Origin of the sequence: Micromonospora sp. H33 (assembly GCF_052068455.1) — a bacterium.
Classification (GTDB): domain Bacteria; phylum Actinomycetota; class Actinomycetes; order Mycobacteriales; family Micromonosporaceae; genus Micromonospora.
In genome coordinates this window covers 145948-162962 of the sequence record NZ_JBQHDE010000005.1, presented here as the reverse complement: position 1 = coordinate 162962, position 17015 = coordinate 145948, and the positions used below count along the sequence as shown (strand labels likewise).

At 75.1% G+C, this 17015-nt stretch carries 16 protein-coding genes and 1 pseudogene; 11 read left to right on the top strand and 6 right to left on the bottom strand.

From position 1 onward, the window contains the following. Positions 1–4: 4 nt before the first annotated feature. From ACTMS0_RS14745 to ACTMS0_RS14720, 6 genes are read left to right on the top strand one after another with little or no spacing between them, the layout of a single operon-like run. On the top strand, positions 5–403 hold the full coding sequence (locus tag ACTMS0_RS14745) for a 6-pyruvoyl trahydropterin synthase family protein (RefSeq protein ID WP_441155733.1): 399 nt from the start codon (positions 5–7) through the stop codon (positions 401–403). Further along, entirely contained in the window at positions 400–1434 is a 1035-nt protein-coding gene (locus tag ACTMS0_RS14740; RefSeq protein WP_441155732.1) for a glycosyltransferase family 4 protein, read from the top strand. Before ACTMS0_RS14745 ends, ACTMS0_RS14740 begins: the two co-directional genes overlap by 4 nt. After that, positions 1431–2264: an SAM-dependent methyltransferase gene (locus ACTMS0_RS14735; protein ID WP_441155731.1), complete on the top strand. Its 834-nt coding sequence runs from the start codon at positions 1431–1433 to the stop codon at positions 2262–2264. The genes ACTMS0_RS14740 and ACTMS0_RS14735 overlap by 4 nt, the downstream gene beginning before the upstream one ends. Positions 2265–2314: 50 nt before the next feature. Next, on the top strand, positions 2315–3265 hold the full coding sequence (locus tag ACTMS0_RS14730) for a lysylphosphatidylglycerol synthase transmembrane domain-containing protein (RefSeq protein ID WP_441155730.1): 951 nt from the start codon (positions 2315–2317) through the stop codon (positions 3263–3265). 11 nt (positions 3266–3276) lie between these two features. After that, entirely contained in the window at positions 3277–3930 is a 654-nt protein-coding gene (locus ACTMS0_RS14725) for a GTP cyclohydrolase II (protein ID WP_441155729.1), read from the top strand. Beyond that, a complete protein-coding gene (locus ACTMS0_RS14720) occupies positions 3927–4616 on the top strand; it encodes a RibD family protein (RefSeq protein WP_441155728.1) in 690 nt (229 codons plus the stop codon). The genes ACTMS0_RS14725 and ACTMS0_RS14720 overlap by 4 nt, the downstream gene beginning before the upstream one ends. Here ACTMS0_RS14720 and ACTMS0_RS14715 read toward each other — a convergent pair. From ACTMS0_RS14715 to ACTMS0_RS14695, 5 genes are read right to left on the bottom strand one after another with little or no spacing between them, the layout of a single operon-like run. Further along, on the bottom strand, positions 4586–5173 hold the full coding sequence (locus ACTMS0_RS14715) for a GNAT family N-acetyltransferase (RefSeq protein ID WP_441155727.1): 588 nt from the start codon (positions 5171–5173) through the stop codon (positions 4586–4588). The genes ACTMS0_RS14720 and ACTMS0_RS14715 overlap by 31 nt on opposite strands. Continuing rightward, positions 5166–7280 carry a penicillin acylase family protein gene (locus ACTMS0_RS14710; protein WP_441155920.1) on the bottom strand — a complete coding sequence of 705 codons (2115 nt, stop codon included), beginning with the start codon at positions 7278–7280 and terminating at the stop codon, positions 5166–5168. Before ACTMS0_RS14710 ends, ACTMS0_RS14715 begins: the two co-directional genes overlap by 8 nt. A gap of 32 nt (positions 7281–7312) precedes the next feature. Beyond that, complete coding sequence (locus tag ACTMS0_RS14705) at positions 7313–8122, bottom strand: ABC transporter ATP-binding protein (RefSeq protein WP_441155919.1); 810 nt, start codon at positions 8120–8122, stop codon at positions 7313–7315. Positions 8123–8175: 53 nt separating this feature from the next. Continuing rightward, positions 8176–9204 carry a FecCD family ABC transporter permease gene (locus tag ACTMS0_RS14700; RefSeq protein WP_441155726.1) on the bottom strand — a complete coding sequence of 343 codons (1029 nt, stop codon included), beginning with the start codon at positions 9202–9204 and terminating at the stop codon, positions 8176–8178. Next, a complete protein-coding gene (locus ACTMS0_RS14695; protein ID WP_441155918.1) occupies positions 9201–10256 on the bottom strand; it encodes a FecCD family ABC transporter permease in 1056 nt (351 codons plus the stop codon). Before ACTMS0_RS14695 ends, ACTMS0_RS14700 begins: the two co-directional genes overlap by 4 nt. Before the next feature lie 112 nt (positions 10257–10368). On the opposite strand from ACTMS0_RS14695, the gene ACTMS0_RS14690 reads away from it, so the two are divergent. The 5 genes from ACTMS0_RS14690 to ACTMS0_RS14670 all read left to right on the top strand — a co-directional run bounded on the left by ACTMS0_RS14690 (position 10369) and on the right by ACTMS0_RS14670 (position 16814). Further along, entirely contained in the window at positions 10369–11406 is a 1038-nt protein-coding gene (locus ACTMS0_RS14690; RefSeq protein WP_441155725.1) for an ABC transporter substrate-binding protein, read from the top strand. Positions 11407–11544: 138 nt separating this feature from the next. Further along, on the top strand, positions 11545–13146 hold the full coding sequence (locus ACTMS0_RS14685; protein ID WP_441155724.1) for a pyridoxal phosphate-dependent decarboxylase family protein: 1602 nt from the start codon (positions 11545–11547) through the stop codon (positions 13144–13146). A gap of 31 nt (positions 13147–13177) precedes the next feature. Next, positions 13178–14464 carry a lysine N(6)-hydroxylase/L-ornithine N(5)-oxygenase family protein gene (locus ACTMS0_RS14680; RefSeq protein ID WP_441155723.1) on the top strand — a complete coding sequence of 429 codons (1287 nt, stop codon included), beginning with the start codon at positions 13178–13180 and terminating at the stop codon, positions 14462–14464. Beyond that, the gene (locus ACTMS0_RS14675; protein WP_441155722.1) at positions 14461–15030 is read left to right on the top strand and encodes a GNAT family N-acetyltransferase; all 570 of its coding nucleotides are present in this window, start codon (positions 14461–14463) and stop codon (positions 15028–15030) included. Before ACTMS0_RS14680 ends, ACTMS0_RS14675 begins: the two co-directional genes overlap by 4 nt. Then, positions 15027–16814 (top strand): IucA/IucC family protein, encoded by a 1788-nt coding sequence (locus ACTMS0_RS14670; protein WP_441155721.1) that lies wholly within the window; start codon positions 15027–15029, stop codon positions 16812–16814. Before ACTMS0_RS14675 ends, ACTMS0_RS14670 begins: the two co-directional genes overlap by 4 nt. On the opposite strand, the pseudogene ACTMS0_RS14665 reads toward ACTMS0_RS14670, so the two are convergent. Continuing rightward, positions 16795–16957: pseudogene (locus tag ACTMS0_RS14665) on the bottom strand (GNAT family N-acetyltransferase); the annotation flags it as partial. The gene ACTMS0_RS14670 and the pseudogene ACTMS0_RS14665 sit on opposite strands and share 20 nt — an antisense overlap. Between the last annotated feature and the right edge of the window lie 58 nt (positions 16958–17015).

The window sequence follows — 17015 nt, the reverse complement described above, 5'->3', positions numbered from 1 at the left end:
AACCGTGTTCAGCGTGACCGTCCGTGACCACATGATGATCGCCCACAGCTTCCGGGGCGAGGTGTTCGGTCCGGCCCAGCGCCTGCACGGCGCCACCTTCGTCGTCGACGCCACCTTCCGGCGCGCCGACCTCGACGCCGACGGGATCGTGGTCGACATCGGCCTGGCCACCGAGCAGCTGCGGGCGGTGCTCGGCGAGCTGACCTACCGCAACCTCGACGACGAGCCGGCGTTCGCGGGCGTGAACACCACCACCGAGGTGCTCGCCCGCACCGTCGCCGACCGCCTCGCCGAGCGGGTGCACGCCGGTGACCTCGGCGAGGGCGCGCGCGGCCTGGCCGGCATCACCGTCACCCTGCACGAGTCGCACGTGGCGTGGGCCAGCTACGAACGGTCGCTGTGACGGGCACCGTCCACGCGGTGCTGCCGGGCGACATCGACGACCCGGCCACACCGAGCGGCGGTAACCGGTACGACCGGCGCGTCCTCGACGGCCTGACCGCCGCCGGCTGGACCGTCCACGAGCACCCGGTGCCCGGCGGCTGGCCGCACCCGGAGCCCGCCGACCGGGCCGCACTCGCCCGGGTGCTCGACGCGCTGCCCGACGGGGCGGTCGCCCTGCTCGACGGCCTCGTCGCCTCGGTCGTGCCGGAGGTCCTCGCGCCCCGCGCCGGGCGGCTGCGCCTGGTCGTGCTCGTGCACCTGCCGCTGGACCACGACGCCGAGCGCGCGGCGCTGGGGTGCGCGGCGGCGATCGTCACCACCAGCGGCTGGACCCGGCGGTGGCTCCTCGACCGGTACGCGCTGCCCGCCGCGAGAGTGCACGTCGCGGCGCCCGGCGTCGATCCGGCACCCCCGGCCGCCGGCTCGGCGACCGGCGGGGAGCTGCTGTGCGTCGCGGCGGTCACCCCGCTCAAGGGGCACGACACCCTGGTCGACGCACTCGCCCGGGTCGCCGACCTGCCCTGGCGCTGCGTCTGCGCCGGGTCGCTCACCCGGGACCCGGAGTTCGTCGACCGGCTGCGGCGGCGCGTCGCCGACCACGGGCTCGCCGGGCGGGTGCACCTGGCCGGGCCGTACGCCGGGCCCGCGCTGGACACCGCGTACGCCGCCGCCGACCTGCTGGTCCTGGCGTCGCGGATCGAGACGTACGGCATGGCGGTCACCGAGGCCCTCGCCCGGGGCGTACCAGTGCTCGCCACCGCGACCGGCGGGCTGCCCGACACCCTCGGTCGCGCCCCGGACGGCACCCCGCCGGGGCTGCTCGTACCCCCCGGTGACCCGGCCGCCCTGGCCGGCGCGCTGCGGCGCTGGCTCACCGACCCGGCGCTGCGCGGACGCCTGCGCCGGGCCGCCCACGAGCGGCGGGACGCCCTCGACGACTGGACGACCACCACCACCGCGCTGGCGACGGCGCTGGAAGGAGCGGCGTGACCGTGGACCTGGACCTGCCGGCGGACTTCGCGGACTGGCTCACCCTGCGCGAGCCCGCCGACGCCGCGGCCCGCGCGACGGACCTCGTCGACCGGGTCCGCGCCCGGCTCACCGGCACCCGACCGCTGGTCGTCCACGACCTCGGCAGCGGCACCGGTTCGATGGGCCGCTGGCTCGCCCCGCTCCTGCCCGGTCCGCAGCACTGGATCCTGCACGACGGGGACGCCGACCTGCTCGCCCGCGCCGCCGCCGACCTGCCCCCGGCCGCCGCTGACGGCACCCCGGTGACCGTCGAGACCCGCCGTGGTGACCTGACCCGGCTCACCGCCACCGACCTGGCCGGCGCCTCCGTGGTCACCGCCTCCGCGCTGCTGGACATGCTCACCGCCGAGGAGGTCGAGCGGGTCGCCGCCGCCTGCGCGGGCCGGCCCGCCCTGTTCGCCCTGTCCGTCGTCGGCCACGTCCGGTTCGACCCGGTCGACCCCCTCGACGCCGAGATCGCGGCGGCGTTCGACGACCACCAGCGCCGTACCGTCGGTGACCGTCAACTGCTCGGGCCGGACGCCGTCGACGTGGCGGCCGGCGCGTTCGCCCGGCACGGCGCCGACGTCGTGCGGCGGCCGAGCCCGTGGCGGCTCGGCCCGAAGGACGCGGACCTGTTCGAGGAGTGGTTCACCGGCTGGCTCGACGCGGCCTGCGAGCAGCGGCCGGCGCTGGTCGGCCCGGTCGGGGCGTACGCGCGACGCCGGTACGCCCACCTCGCGGCCGGCCGGCTCACTGTGCTGATCGACCACCGCGATCTGCTGGCCCTGCCTACGGTGAACCCGTGACCGCCGCCGTACGTGCCTACCCACGGGGAAAGATCGTGAGGGAGGTCCGGATGGACTCGGAGGCGACCACCGCACCGGCCGGCCGGAGGGCTTGGGCGTGGGCCCGGACACTGGCCGGTGTCGGCATGCTCGCGGGGCTCCTGTGCTGGGTCGGCGCCGGCCCGTTCCTCGACGGGCTGCGGCTGATCGACGCCCCGGCGCTGGCGGCGGCCCTGGCCATCGGCGTGCTCACCACGGTCTGCTGCGCGTGGCGGTGGAGCCTGGTCGCCGGTGGCCTCGGCGTCCGGCTGCCGCTGCGGACGGCCGTCGCGCACTGCTACCGGGCGGTGTTCCTCAACGCGACCCTCCCCGGCGGGATCCTCGGCGACGTGCACCGGGCGGTCCGCCACGGGCGGGATTCCGGCGACGTCGGGCGGGGTATCCGTGCCGTCGTGTGGGAGCGGAGCGCCGGCCAGGTCGTGCTCGCCGCGGTGGCGGTGGTGGTGCTCGCCGCGTTCCCGTCCCCGGTCCGGCCGTACCTGCCGGCGGTGGCGGGGGTCCTGGCCACGCTCGGTCTCGGCGTGTTCCTGCTGGCCCGGGCGCTGCCGGTGGCCGGCCCGTCCCGCTTCGCGCGGGCGGTCCGCGCCGCGGTCGCCGACGTCCGCGCCGGCCTGCTGGCCCGCCGCACCTGGTGCGGGGTGCTGCTCGCCTCCGCGCTGGCGGTCGCCGGGCACCTGGCGACGTTCGTGCTCGCCGCCCGCACCGCCGGCTCCACCGCGCCGCTGTCCCTGCTGGTGCCGCTGACCCTGCTGGCCCTGCTCGCCATGGGCGTGCCGGCGAACGTCGCCGGCTTCGGGCCCCGCGAGGGCGTGGCCGCGTGGGCGTTCGGCGCCGCCGGCCTCTCCGCCGCCGAGGGAGTCTCGACCGCGATGGTGTACGGAGCCCTGGTGCTCGTCGCGAGCCTTCCCGGTGCCGCCGTCCTGGTGGCCCGTCGTGTCCGCGTGCCGGCCGGCACCGTCTGACGAGGAGAACGATGCGTTCCGCACCCCCCGCCACCACGATCCGCACCGAGGTCACCGTCCCGCTCCGCTTCCCCGACGGGTACACCACCACCGCCCGGGTCTTCTCCTTCGAGGGCCTGGCCGACGGGCGGGAGCACCTGGCGTTCGGGCTCGGCGACCGGGCCCGTCCCCTCGACCCGGCGGGGACGCGTCGGCCCGTGCCGCTGGTCCGCCCGCACAGCGAGTGCCTCACCGGGGACGTGTTCGGCAGCCAGCGCTGCGACTGCGGCCCGCAGTTGCGGGAGGCCGTCGAGCGGATCGCCGACACCGGCGGGTACCTGCTCTACCTGCGGCAGGAGGGCCGCGGCATCGGCCTGTACGCGAAGCTGGAGGCGTACGCGCTCCAGGACGCCGGCCTCGACACGTACGAGGCGAACCTGGCGCTCGGCCACCGCGAGGACGAGCGGGACTACACGGTGGCGGCGCAGATGCTCGCCGCCCTCGGCGTGGACCAGGTCGCGCTGCTCAGCAACAACCCGGACAAGGCCAGCCAGTTGCGCGCGCTCGGCGTCACCGTCACCGAGCGGGTGCCCACCGGCGTGTTCGTGTCCCCGGCCAACGCCGGTTACCTGGCCGCGAAGGTGACGCGCGGCGACCACGCCCTCGACCTACCCTTCGTCCCATGACGGAGCGGCCGTACGTCGTGCTCAGCTGCGCGGCGTCGATCGACGGCTACATCGACGACGCCACCGGGCAGCGGTTGTTGCTGTCCAACGACGCCGACCTGGACCGGATCGACGAGGTACGGGCCGGATGCGACGCGATCCTGGTCGGCGCGGGCACGGTCCGCCGGGACGATCCGCGCCTGCTGGTGCGCTCGGACGCGCGCCGCGCCGACCGGGTCGCCCGGGGGCAGCCGGCCTCGCCGGCGCGGGTGACGCTCACCGGCTGCGGCGACCTCGACCCGGAGGCCCGGTTCTTCACCGTCGGTGACACCGACCGGTTCGTCTACTGCGCCACGTCGGCGGTCGAGAAGACCCGCGAACGCCTCGGCGACCGGGCCACGGTGGTCGACGCCGGGGAACCGGTCGTCCCGGCCCGGGCGCTGGCCGACCTGGCCGCCCGGGGCGTACGCCGGCTGATGGTGGAGGGCGGTGCCAGCGTGCACGCCCAGTTCCTCACCGCCGGGCTCGCCGACGAGCTGCACCTGGTGGTCGCACCGTTCTTCGTCGGCGACAGCCGCGCCCCGCGTTTCGTCGGCGACGGCTGCTTCCCCTGGCACTCCGGCCGCCGCGCCCGCCTCGCCGAGGTCCGCCAGATCGGCGACGTCGCGCTGGTCCGCTACGCGCTCTCCGACCGCTGCGCCGGCTGAGCGGCTGTCCTCCTCACCGGGCGGTCCAGGAACATCAGCCGGGCCCGCTTGTCCGGCAGGTCCACCAGCGGGCCGTCCACGAAGCCGGTGCGGCGCAGCCGCGCGAGCGCCCGGTCGTTGCGCGCGTCGGGCTCGGCGACGATCCGCCGGTGCGCCGGGTCGGCGAAGACGAACGCGACCAGCACCCGGAGCAGGTGGCCGGTGAAGCCGGGCTCAGGTCGGGACGGCGGGCCGATGAGCAGGTGTACGCCGTGGTCGCCGGGCTGGACGTCGTACACCTCGCCGACCGGGTCGGCGTCCGGTTCGTACGTCTGGAACAGCGCCGCCGGTTCCCCGTCCCGGTGCGCCAGCCAGGCGTGGTGGGTGGGGAGCGAGTCCACGTACCGGTAGATCTCCGCCACCCGGTCCCGGCCGGCGTCGCGCATCCCCCAGAAGCGGGCCCGCTCCTGGCTCACCCAGCCGTGGATGAGGTCCGCGTCGCGGTCCGGGTCCACCGGCCGCAGCTCGACCCGGCCGAACCCCGCGATGTCCCGCCCGAACACCACCCGGTCAGTCATCCCGCTCTCCGCCATGCTGCTCCTCACCGTCCCGTTCCTCGGTCAGCTCGTCCCAGTCGGTGACCACGGGGAGCAGGTCCCCGCGCCGCCACGACTCGAGCTGGTCGTCGTGGTGCGCCGTGCCGGGCACGCCGTCCGCGCCGAGCGGCACCACCCACCGGCTGTCCGCCCGCCGGGCCAGGTCCCACGCGTACCGGGCCGCCGGCCCGCGCAGGCACAGGTCGGTGACGCCCGGCACGCTGGACGTGGCCAGCACGCAGTCGTGGTCCCCGTCCAGCTCCGGCCCGGTCTCCACGCCTCCGCTCGCCGTGCCCGCCGGCGCATCGGGCAGGGCGCGCCACGGGGCGAGCCGGTGCCGCGCTCCCCAGCGGGCGCCCGCGCCGCCGACGGCCGGGTCCAGCGCACCGCCGGCGACCTCCACCAGCGCCGCGCGGGCCAGCGCCGCCGTGGCCAGACCGGGCAGCACACCCGGCGCGAGGAGCGTGCCGAGCGCCGTCCCCACCCGCGGCGTCAGCGCCAGCCAGGGCGCGAACAGCGCCGGGTACGCCGGCGGCTCGGCGAGCGCCGCGAGGGCCGGGTGGGCGGCGACCCGCCGCACCAGGGCGGCCCGGACGGCGGCGTACGCGCCCGCGTCACCGCTGTCGGCGGCCATCCGGCGGTCCCAGCGCAGCAGCCGGTCCCGCAGCGCGGCCGCCTCCGGCGGCAGATCGTCCAGGTCGGACAGGAGCGCGAGCAGCGGCTCGGCCGCGGCCGCGTACGTGTCGGTGTGCACCTCGCCCATCCGCCCGGCGGCCCACCCGGAGGACGCGTCGAGCAGTTCCCGGATGCGCCGCGCCCGGTGCGGGGGCGCGAACTCCACCCCGAGCGGCGCGGAGACGCCGCGTTCGTTGGCCATCACCGCGACGTCGGGCACCTCGGCGCGGGGCATCGCGTGCCAGCCCTGCCAGGCGTGCCCCGGCTCCCAGGCGGGCACGACGCGCAGGCGGTTGTCCGGGTGCCGGACCGGCACCGCCCCGGCGACGCGGTGCAGCAGACCGCCGGCGGTGTCCGCGGCGAGGACGACGTTGACCGGCTCGACCCAGCGGTCCACGGCGGCGTCCACGTCGGCGACGGTCCGGGACCGCAGCAGCGCCGGCAGCGCGGCGAAGCCCAGCTCGCCGGTGACGCGGGGCGGATAGCGGAGGCTGATCGCCTCCGGCGCGTCCGGCCCGCCGACCACCACCGGCCCCCGGTCGGTCTCGACGATCTCCACCTCGACCGGATCGCCGCCGGCCACCGCGATCGTCTCCGTGTGCGTCCGCGCGGGCCGCCACCCGTCCGGCCCGTACGCCTCGACGCCGCCGCCCTGGCGGCGCAGCCGCTCGGCGTACAGATCCTGGTAGTCGGCCATCGCGTTGGTGATCGCCCAGGCGACGTCACCGGCGTGTCCGAAGTGGGCGATGCCCGGCACCCCCGGCACCGCCAGGCCGACCACGTCGTACTCCCGGCAGGCCAGCCGGATCTGCTGGTAGATGCCGGGGTCCTCGATGTACCGGTGCGGGTCGCCGGCCAGCAGCGCGGCGCCGGTGGCGGTGCGGTCCCCGGCGAGCAGCCAGCCGTTGCTGCCGGAACTGGTCGGCCCGTCGGCGTGGAACAGCGTCACGGCGTCCGGGCCGAGTCGCCGGGCCACGTGCTCGCGCCAGAGCTTGGTGGGGAAGCCGGCGAAGAGCACGTGGTGGGTCAGCCAGATCGCCAGTGGAGTCCACGGCTCCCACCGGCCGGGAGCGAGGCCGACGGCGGCGAACCGGGGGTCGCGGGCCGCGCCGGCGGCCAGCCCGGCGTTGACCCCGTCGACGTACCGGGCCACCCACGTGACGGTGGCCTCGTCCAGCCGGGCGTGGCAGCGTCGGGCGGTGTCGTCCAGGCGGGCCTGCCGGGCGAACCGGTCCCACGGTACGGCGTCGGCGCCGAGGAAGGCGGCGCTGACGCCGAGCGACCGGTGCCGCTCGACCTCGATCTGCCAGGCCCGGTCGTACGCGGTCACCCGGCCCTGCGCGTGCGCCAGTTCGCCGGGTTCGTCGGCCCGCAGGTGCGGCACCCCCCAGCGGTCCCGGAACACGCGGGCGATGCTGTGTCGCCGGGTTCGCTCGGCGCGCTCGTTCACGCGGGCACCTCGCTCGGGGTGCGGCGGCGGGCCGCCGGCACGACCAGCGGGGTGCCGGTCTCCGGGTCGTCGATGACGCGGCAGGGCAGCCCGAACACCTCCTCGACGAGGGCGGCCGTCACCACCTCGCGGGGCGGGCCGGCGGCGACCATCCGCCCGTCGCGCATCGTGATCAGGTGGGTGGCGTACCGGGCGGCGTGGTTCAGGTCGTGGAGCACCGCGACCAGCGTACGGCCCTGCTCCTCGTGCAGCCGCGCGCAGAGGTCGAGGATCTCGATCTGGTGGGCGATGTCCAGATAGGTCGTCGGTTCGTCCAGCAGCAGCAGCGGAGTCTGCTGAGCGAGGGCCATCGCGAGCCACACCCGCTGCCGCTGCCCGCCGGAGAGTTCGTCGACCGGGCGGTCGGCGAGGTCCGCGACGCCGGTGGCGGCCATCGACTCGGAGACCACCCGCTCGTCCTCGCGGGACCACTGCCGCAGCAGCCCCTGGTGCGGGTAGCGGCCCCGGGCGACCAGTTCGGCGACGCCGATGCCGTCCGGCGCGACCGACGACTGCGGCAGCAGACCCAGCGTCCGCGCGACGGCCCGCGCGGGCCGCCGCTGGATGTCCTCGCCGTCCAGCAGCACCGCCCCGACGGCCGGCCTGAGCAGCCTCGACAGGGCGCGCAGCAGGGTTGACTTGCCGCACGCGTTCGGGCCGATGACCACCGTGAAGGAGTGGTCCGGGATGTCGACGGTCAGGTCGCGGGCGATGGTCCGCCGATCGTACGCGAGGGTCATCGCGGTGCCGCGCAACCGGGACTGCATGCTCGGTGCTCCGTTCTCGTTCGTGGCCGTCACCGCCGGCTCGTTGGTGGCCGTCACAGCCGGCCGGCCCGGCGCTCGCCGGCGAGGAGCCAGATCAGGTATCCGCCGCCGAGCACCCCGGTCACGACGCCCACCGGGAGTTGGTGGCCGGGGAAGGCGCGCTGCGCCACCTGGTCGGCGGCGACCAGCAGCAGCGCCCCGAGGGCGGCCGAGGGCAGCAGGTTCGGCCCGGGCGCGCGGGTGAGCCGCCGGGCCAGGTGTGGCGCGGTGAGCGCGACGAAGTTGACCGGCCCGGCGGCGGCCGCGGCGAGGGACACCAGCAGCACGGCCGTGGCGAGCAGGGCCAGCCGCAGCCGCCGCACCGGGACGCCGAGCGCGCTGGCGGCGTCGTCGCCCATCTCCACCAGCCGCAGCGCCGGCCCGGCACCGGCCAGCACCACCGTCCCCAGCACGGCGAGAGCGATCAGCAACGGTACGGCGTGCGCCCAGCCGCGCCCGTCCAGGCTGCCGGTGAGCCAGAGCACGGCCCGGGCGGCCTCCATCAGCGGGGCGCGGGTGAGCAGCCACCCGTTGACGCCGGTGAGGATCGCGGCGACGCCGATGCCGACGAGGACCAGCCGGTACCCGTGTACGCCGCGCCGCCACGCGAGCGCGTACACCAGTACGCCGGTGGCGAGCCCGCTGGCCACGGCGGCGCCGGACAGCAGCGCGCTGCTGCCGCCGACGACGACCACCACGAGTGCGCCGGTGGCCGCACCCTGGGTGAAGCCCAGAATGTCCGGGCTGCCGAGCGGGTTGCGGACGAGCGACTGGAAGACCGCACCGGCCAGCGCCAGCGCGGCGCCGACCGCGACGGCGGTGACCAGGCGGGGTAGCCGCAGCTCGTGGACGATGAAGTCCTCGGCCGGGGTGCCGTCGCCGGCCAGGGTGCGCAGCACGTCGGCGGCGCTCATCGGGTAGTCGCCGCTGCCGAGCGCGAGCACGCCCACCACGAGGGTGAGCAGCGCGGCGGCGGCGCCGACGGCGAGGGCGCGGGGGCGCAGGCGCAGCGACAGTCCGCCGGGGGTACGCAGGACGATCACAGGTGGGCCACCCGTCCGCGCAGCACGAGCCAGAGGAAGAGCGGTCCGCCGAGCACGGCGGTCACCATGCCGACCTGGAGCTCGCCCGGCCGGCTCAGCACCCGGCCGAGCACGTCGGCCCCGAGCAGGAGCACCGGCGCGAGCACCGCGCAGTACGGCAGCAGCCAGCGCAGGTCCGGCCCGGTGAGCGCGCGTACCAGGTGCGGCACGAGCAGCCCGACGAACACGATCGGCCCGCACGCGGCGGTCGCGGCGCCGCAGAGCAGGGTGACCGCCACGATGACCGCGCCGCGGATCAGGGCCGGCCGTGCGCCGAGCGCCCGGGCGGTGTCGTCGCCGAGCGCGAGCGCGTTGAGCGGCCGGCCGACGGCGAGGGCGACCAGCAGCCCGGCCGCGATGAACGGGGCGACCGTGCCGACGGTGGCGGCGTCGGCGCTGGCGAGGGACCCGACGGTCCAGAACCGCAGCCGTTCCAGCGAGGCGGTGTCGAGCAGCATGACCGCGCTCACGTACGAGTAGAGCGTCGCGTTGAGCGCCGCGCCGGCCAGGGCCAGCCGGGCGGGGGTGGCACCGCGCCCGCCACCGACCACGTAGACGGCGGCCGTGACGGCGGCGGCGCCGAGCAGCGCGAACCACACCTGCCCGCCAACGGTGGCGACGCCGACCAGGGCGCTGCCGGTGGCCACCGCCGCCGAGGCGCCGGCGTTGATGCCGAGCAGGCCGGGATCGGCGAGCGGGTTGCGGGTGAGCGCCTGCATGACCGCGCCGGCCACGCCGAGCGCGACGCCGGCGAGCAGGCCGAGCAGCGTACGCGGCAGCCGCATGCGGTGGACCACGGCGTACTCGGGGGCGCCCGGGTCGAGGAGGCCGCGCCACACCTCGGCGAGGGGGAGCGCCTTCGCGCCGACGGCGATGCTGAGCACGGCGACGGTGGCGAGCAGGAGCGTGGCGGCGACGAGCCCGCCGGCCCGTGCGGCGGCGCGACCGCGGCGTGACGGCGCGGCTGGGCCGCCCGCCACGAGATCGGACAGTGGTGGGTACGTGACGGACAGTGTGAACTCCGATGTGGTGCGAAACGCCGGGCCGGGCTTGACAGCTTCTTAGGTTAGGTTAACCTAACCCCGCTGTCCATGGTCACCGCGACCCCGACCGAAAGACCGTGCCATGTCGTATTCCGTGTCCGCCCGCCGACTGTCCCGTCGCGGCCTGCTCGCCGCCGCCGGCGGTGCCGGCCTGGCCGCCCTCCTCGCCGGCTGCGGCCGTGACGACACCGCCTCGCCCTCCGCCGGCGCCACCTCGGGCGGGCCGTGGTCGTTCACCGACGACCGCACCGAGAAGCTCTCCGCCGCCACCCGCCCGACCCGGGTGGTCGCCTTCACCGGCGTGGCCGCCGCCCTGGTCGACTTCGGCCTCGACAAGCAGATCGTCGGCGTCTTCGGGGAGACGAAGCGCGCCGACGGCAGCAAGGACCCGCAGGCCGGCGACCTGAACGTCGAGGGCGTCGAGATCCTGGGCAACGTGTGGGGCGAGTTCAACCTGGAGAAGTATGCGGGTCTGCGCCCCGAGCTGCTGGTCACCCACATGTACGACCCGGGCGCGCTCTGGTACGTCCCGGACGAGAGCAAGGACAAGATCGTCCCGCTCGCGCCGGTCGCCGCGATCACCACCGCGCGGGTGCCGATGACCAAGCCCATCGAGCGGTACGCGCAGCTCGCCGAGTCCCTCGGCGCCGACCTGTCGGCCCCGAAGGTCACCGACGCCAAGGCGCGCTTCGAGGCCGCCGCCGAGTCGGTCCGCCAGGCCGTGAAGGCCAACCCCGGCATCAAGGTCATGGCCTGCTCCGGCAGCCCCGACCTGTTCTACGTGTCCAACCCGAAGGTCAGCACCGACCTCATGTACTTCGCCGAGCTGGGCGTCGACATCGTGGTGCCCACCAAGCTCGAGGCCGGCGACTACTTCGAGGCGCTCAGCTGGGAGAACGCCGGCAAGTTCCCGGCCGACCTGATCCTGCTGGACAACCGCAGCACCGCACTGCAACCCAAGGACCTCACCGCCAAGCCCACCTGGACCCAGCTGCCCGCGGTCAAGGCCAACCAGGTCACCCCGTGGGACGCGGTGCCCCGCTTCTCGTACGCGGGCGCCGCGCCGCTGCTGGAGAACCTGGCCACCGCCATCAAGGGCGCGAAGAAGGTCACCAGCTGACGGGAGCGTCCCCGGCCGCCGGTGCCGCCGGCCGGGGACGCGCCCCCGGAACTCCACACCGCACCCGCCGCCGACGCACGGCATCGGCGGACGGTGGCGGCTGCCCGCAACCAGACGCCAGGAACGTGAGGATCGAGCATGACCCTCGTCGACGCCGACCCGACTTCCCCACCCGACCGCCGCACCGCCCCGCCCCACGCCCCGGCCGCCACGCCGGCGACGCGGGCCGCACCGACGGACCTGTCCGCGCACCTGTTCGCCGACGGTTCGGTGGACCGTTACCGGCGGGTGCTCGCCGACGGGGTCGACCGGGTGGCCCGCCGCGTCGCCGCCGTCGACCGTCCCTTCACCGGGGTCACACCGGACGAACTGGCCCCCCTCGTCGGCGGGATCGACCTCGACCGGCCGCTGGGCGACCACCACGCGGCGCTGGACGAGCTGGACGAGGTCTGGCTCCGCGACGCCGTCTGGTTCCACCACCCCCGCTACGTGGCCCACCTCAACTGCCCGGTGGTGATCCCCGCGCTGCTGGGCGAGGCGATGCTCACCGCGGTCAACCCGTCCCTGGACACCTGGGACCAGAGCGCCGGCGCCACCTTCATCGAGCGCCGCCTGATCGACTGGACGGCTACCCGGATCGGCCTCGGCCCGACCGCCGACGGCGTGTTCACCAGCGGCGGCACCCAGTCCAACCTGCACGCGCTCCTGCTGGCCCGGGAGGAGGCCTGCGCGGGTGCGGACGCCGCCGCCCGCGCCGAACTGCTGCCGCGACTGCGGATCCTCGCCTCGGCGGCCGGGCACTTCAGCGTCCAGAAGGCCGCCAAGCTGCTCGGGCTCGCCCCGGACGCGGTGGTCACCGTCGAGACCGACCCCACCCGACGGATGCGGCCGGAGGCGCTGGACCGGGAGCTGGACCGCTGCCGGCGCGCCGGCCTGCGGGTAATGGCCGTCGTCGCCACCGCCGGCACCACCGACTTCGGCACCATCGACCCGCTGCCCGACATCGCCCGGCGGTGCGCCGACGCCCGGGTCTGGCTGCACGTCGACGCCGCCTACGGCTGCGGCCTGCTGGTGTCGCCGACCCGCCGGCACCTCCTCGACGGCATCGAGCGGGCCGACTCGGTGACCGTCGACTACCACAAGTCGTTCTTCCAGCCGGTCAGCTCCAGCGCGCTGCTGGTCCGCGACCGGCGGATGCTGCGACACGCCACCTACCACGCGGACTACCTCAACCCGGCCCGCGCGGTCGCCGAGCGCATCCCCAACCAGGTCGACAAGAGCCTCCAGACCACCCGCCGGTTCGACGCCCTCAAGCTGTGGCTGACCCTGCGCGTCATGGGCCCGGACGCGGTCGGGGCGCTCTTCGACGAGGTCTGCGACCGCGCCGACGAGGCCTGGGCCCTCGCGGACGCCGACCCCCGCTTCGAGGTCGTCACCAGGTCGCCGCTCAGCACCCTCGTCTTCCGCTGGTGCCCCGCCGGCACGCCGGACGACCTGGCCGACGAGGCGAACCGGCACGCCCGGACGGCCCTGGCCGCCGCCGGTGCCGCCATGGTCGCCGGCACCACCGTCGACGGCCGCCAGCATCTGAAGTTCACCCTGCTCAACCCGGCGACCACGAACGCGGACATCGGCTGCGTCCTCGACCTGATCGCCGAGCACGCCGGCCGGTACGCGCACACCCGCACCGCCGCGGGAGGCGCCGCCCGCCCCGCCGACCTGTCCTGCCCGGTCGCCTGAGCGGCCGGTGAACCCGCGCCTGGAGGGCCGGATGACGACCCACGACTTCATCGCGATCGGGCTGGGCCCGTACAACCTGGGCCTGGCCTGCCTGACCGCCCCGATAGCCGAACTGGATGGCCTGTTCCTGGAGAGCCGCCCCGACGTCGCCTGGCACCCCGGCATGCTGCTGGAGTCCGCCCGGCTGCAGACGCCGTTCCTGGCCGACCTGGTCACCCTCGCCGACCCGACCTCGCCGTACTCCTTCCTCAGCTACCTCAAGGAGACCGGCCGCCTCTACCCCTTCTACATCCGGGAGAACTTCTTCCCACTGCGGGTGGAGTACGACGCGTACTGCCGGTGGGCGGCGGCGAAGCTGCCGAACCTCCGGTTCGGACACACCGTCACCACCGTCGCGTACGACGAGGCCGACGGCCGCTACGTGGTGCACGCCGACACCGCCGACGGACCGGTCGTGCACCGCGCCCGGCACCTGGTGCTCGGCACCGGCACCCCGCCGCACCTGCCCGACGCCTGCGCCGGCCTCGGCGGCGGCGCGATCCACAACTCCCGCTACCTGGAACACCGCGCCGCGCTGCGGGCCAAGCGGAGCATCACGATCGTCGGCAGCGGGCAGAGCGCCGCCGAGATCTACCACGACCTGCTCGGCGACATCGACACGTACGGCTACCAGCTCACCTGGGTGACCCGCTCGCCCCGGTTCTTCCCGCTCGAATACACCAAGCTGACGCTGGAGATGACGTCACCGGACTACGTGGACTACTTCCACGCGCTGCCCGAGGACACCCGCTACCGCCTGGAGGCCGAGCAGAAGGGCCTGTTCAAGGGCATCGACGCCGACCTCATCAACGGCATCTTCGACCTGCTGTACGAGCGCAGCGTCCACGGCCCGGTCCGCACCCGGCTGCTCACCAACACCGAACTGGTGAGCGCCGCCCACGACGCCGGCACCTACACGCTGGGCCTGCGCCACGTCGAGCAGGGCCGCGACTTCACCCTCAGCACCGAGGGTCTCGTCCTCGCCACCGGCTACCGCTACCGGGTCCCCGCGTTCCTCGACCCGATCCGCGACCGCCTCCGCTTCGACGCCCACGGTCGGCTCGACGTGGCCCGCAACTACAGCGTCGACCACACCGGCCGCGGGATCTTCCTCCAGAACGGCGGCACCCACACGCACAGCGTCACCTCACCCGACCTGGGCATGGGCCCGTACCGCAACTCGTACATCATCCGGGAACTGCTCGGCCGGGAGCACTACCCGGTCGAGAAGAGCATCACCTTCCAGGAGTTCGGTGCTCCGGCGGGGGTGGTGTCGTGACCGTCCACACCCGACAGGACCCGCGGCTGGGGGAGTTCGCCCTGCGTACCCTCGACCCGGACGCGGACGCCGCGCTGCTGCACCGCTGGGTGACGCATCCCAAGGCCGCGTTCTGGCTCATGCAGGACGCCGACGTCGCCGAGGTCGCCGCCGAGTACCGGCGCATCGCCGCCCACCCGCACCACGACGCGTACCTCGGCCTGCACGACGGCGCACCGGCGTTCCTCGCCGAGCGCTACGACCCGGCGCACGTCGAGCTGGTCGGCCTGTACGACGCCCGCCCGGGCGACGTCGGCATGCACTTCCTGTGCGCCCCCACCGACACGCCGGTGCGCGGGTTCACCCGGGCCGTCATCACCACCGTCATGGACTGGCTCTTCGCCGACCCCGCCACCGAGCGGGTCGTGGTCGAGCCGGACGTGCGCAACAGCGCCGTCCACGCCCTCAACGCCGCCGTCGGCTTCGAGGTGGTCGGGCCGGTCGACAAGCCCGAGAAGACCGCCCTGCTGAGCATCTGCACCCGCGCGGGATTCCGCGCCGCCACCGCACAGGGAGCACCGGCATGACGCCCCGCGACGCCGTCGCCCACCTCACCCCCGCGCACTGGGACCGGGCCAACCGGCTGCTGGTCCGCAAGGCCCTCGCCGAGTTCGCCCACGAGCGGCTGCTGACGCCGCGACCGCTGCCGAACGGCCGCTACGCGGTGGCGAGCGACGACGGCACCGTCGAATACCGCTTCGCCGCGCGGCGGTACGCCCTCGACCACTGGCAGATCGACGCGGACAGCATCACCCGGCACCACGGGTCGGCGGAGCTGCCGCTCGACGCCGTCGACCTCTGCCTGGAGCTGCGCGGCGCGCTCGGCCTCAGCGACCGCGTGCTGCCGCTCTACCTGGAGGAGATCACCTCCACCCTCGCGGGCACCGCGTACAAGCTCGCCCGGGGCGGCCCGTCCGCCGAGAAGCTCGTCGCCGCCGACTTCCAGGCCGTCGAGGCGGCGATGACCGAGGGCCACCCGTGCTTCGTGGCCAACAACGGCCGGCTCGGCTTCGGCATCGACGAGTACCACCGGTACGCCCCCGAGACCGCCGCCCCCGTACGCCTGATCTGGCTCGCCGCGCACCGCGACCACTCCACCTTCGCCTGCTCGGCGGACCTGGACTACGACACGCTGACCCGGGCGGAGTTGGGGGAGGAGACCCTGGCCCGGTTCGCCGCGACGCTGGCCGGGCTCGGTCTGGACCTCGCCGACCACCATCTCATCCCGGTGCACCCGTGGCAGTGGTGGCACAAGCTGTCGGTCACGTTCGCCGGGGAGGTGGCCCGCCGGCACCTGGTCTGTCTCGGCGAGGGGCCGGACGACTACCGCGCCCAGCAGTCCATCCGAACCTTCTTCAACCTCAGCGAACCCGGCCGGCACTACGTGAAGACCGCCCTGTCCGTCCTCAACATGGGGTTCATGCGGGGCCTGTCGGCGGCGTACATGGAGGCCACCCCGGCCATCAACGACTGGCTCGCCGACCTGATCGCCGGGGACGAGACGTTCCGGGCCACCGGCCTCACCATCCTTCGGGAGCGGGCCGCCGTCGGCTACCGGCACCGGCAGTACGAGGCGGCGACCGACCGGTACTCCCCGTACCGGAAGATGCTGGCGGCGCTGTGGCGGGAGAGCCCGGTCGGCGGGCTGGAACCCGGCCGCGGGCTGGCCACGATGGCCTCGCTGCTGCACCTCGACCCGGACGGCCGCTCGTACGCGGCCGCGCTGATCGCCGCGTCGGGGCTCACGCCGGCGGCGTGGCTGCGCCGGTACCTCGACGCCTACCTGGTGCCGCTGCTGCACGCCCTCTACGCCCACGACCTCGCGTTCATGCCGCACGGCGAGAACGTCATCCTCGTCCTGCACGAGGGCGTGGTCGAGCGGGTGATCTTCAAGGACATCGCCGAGGAGATCGTGGTGATGAACGCCGACGTCGACCTGCCGCCGGCGGTGGAACGGATCCGGGCGGACGTCCCGGAGGACATGAAGCTGCTGTCCATCCTCACCGACGTCGTGGACTGCTTCCTGCGCCACCTCAACGCGATCCTCGTCGACGGGGGCGTCTGCTCCGAGGAGACGTTCTGGCGGAGCGTCGCCGAGTCGGCCACCGGCTACCTCGCCCGCGTCCCGCACCTGGCGCACCGGTACGACCTGTTCGCCCCGGAGTTCGCGCTGTCCTGCCTCAACCGGCTCCAACTGCGCGACAACCAGCAGATGGTCGACCTCGCCGACCCGTCCGCGGCGCTGCAACTCGTCGGGACGCTGCGCAACCCGCTCGCTCCGTACCGGCCGGTCACAGCTCCTGGTACATGACGTGCAGGCCGACCCGGCCCAGCGTGGGATGCCGGAACCGTGCCCACCACCGCGAATCCCTCCCGCCGGTAGAGGTCGACCGCCCGGGTGTTGCTCTCGACCACCGCGTTGAACTGCATGCCCGCGTACCCCCGCTCGCGGGCCCTCGTCGGGGGAGAGCGCCCGCTGAGTGGGGCTCAGCCGGGGCGCCATCCGGCGCAC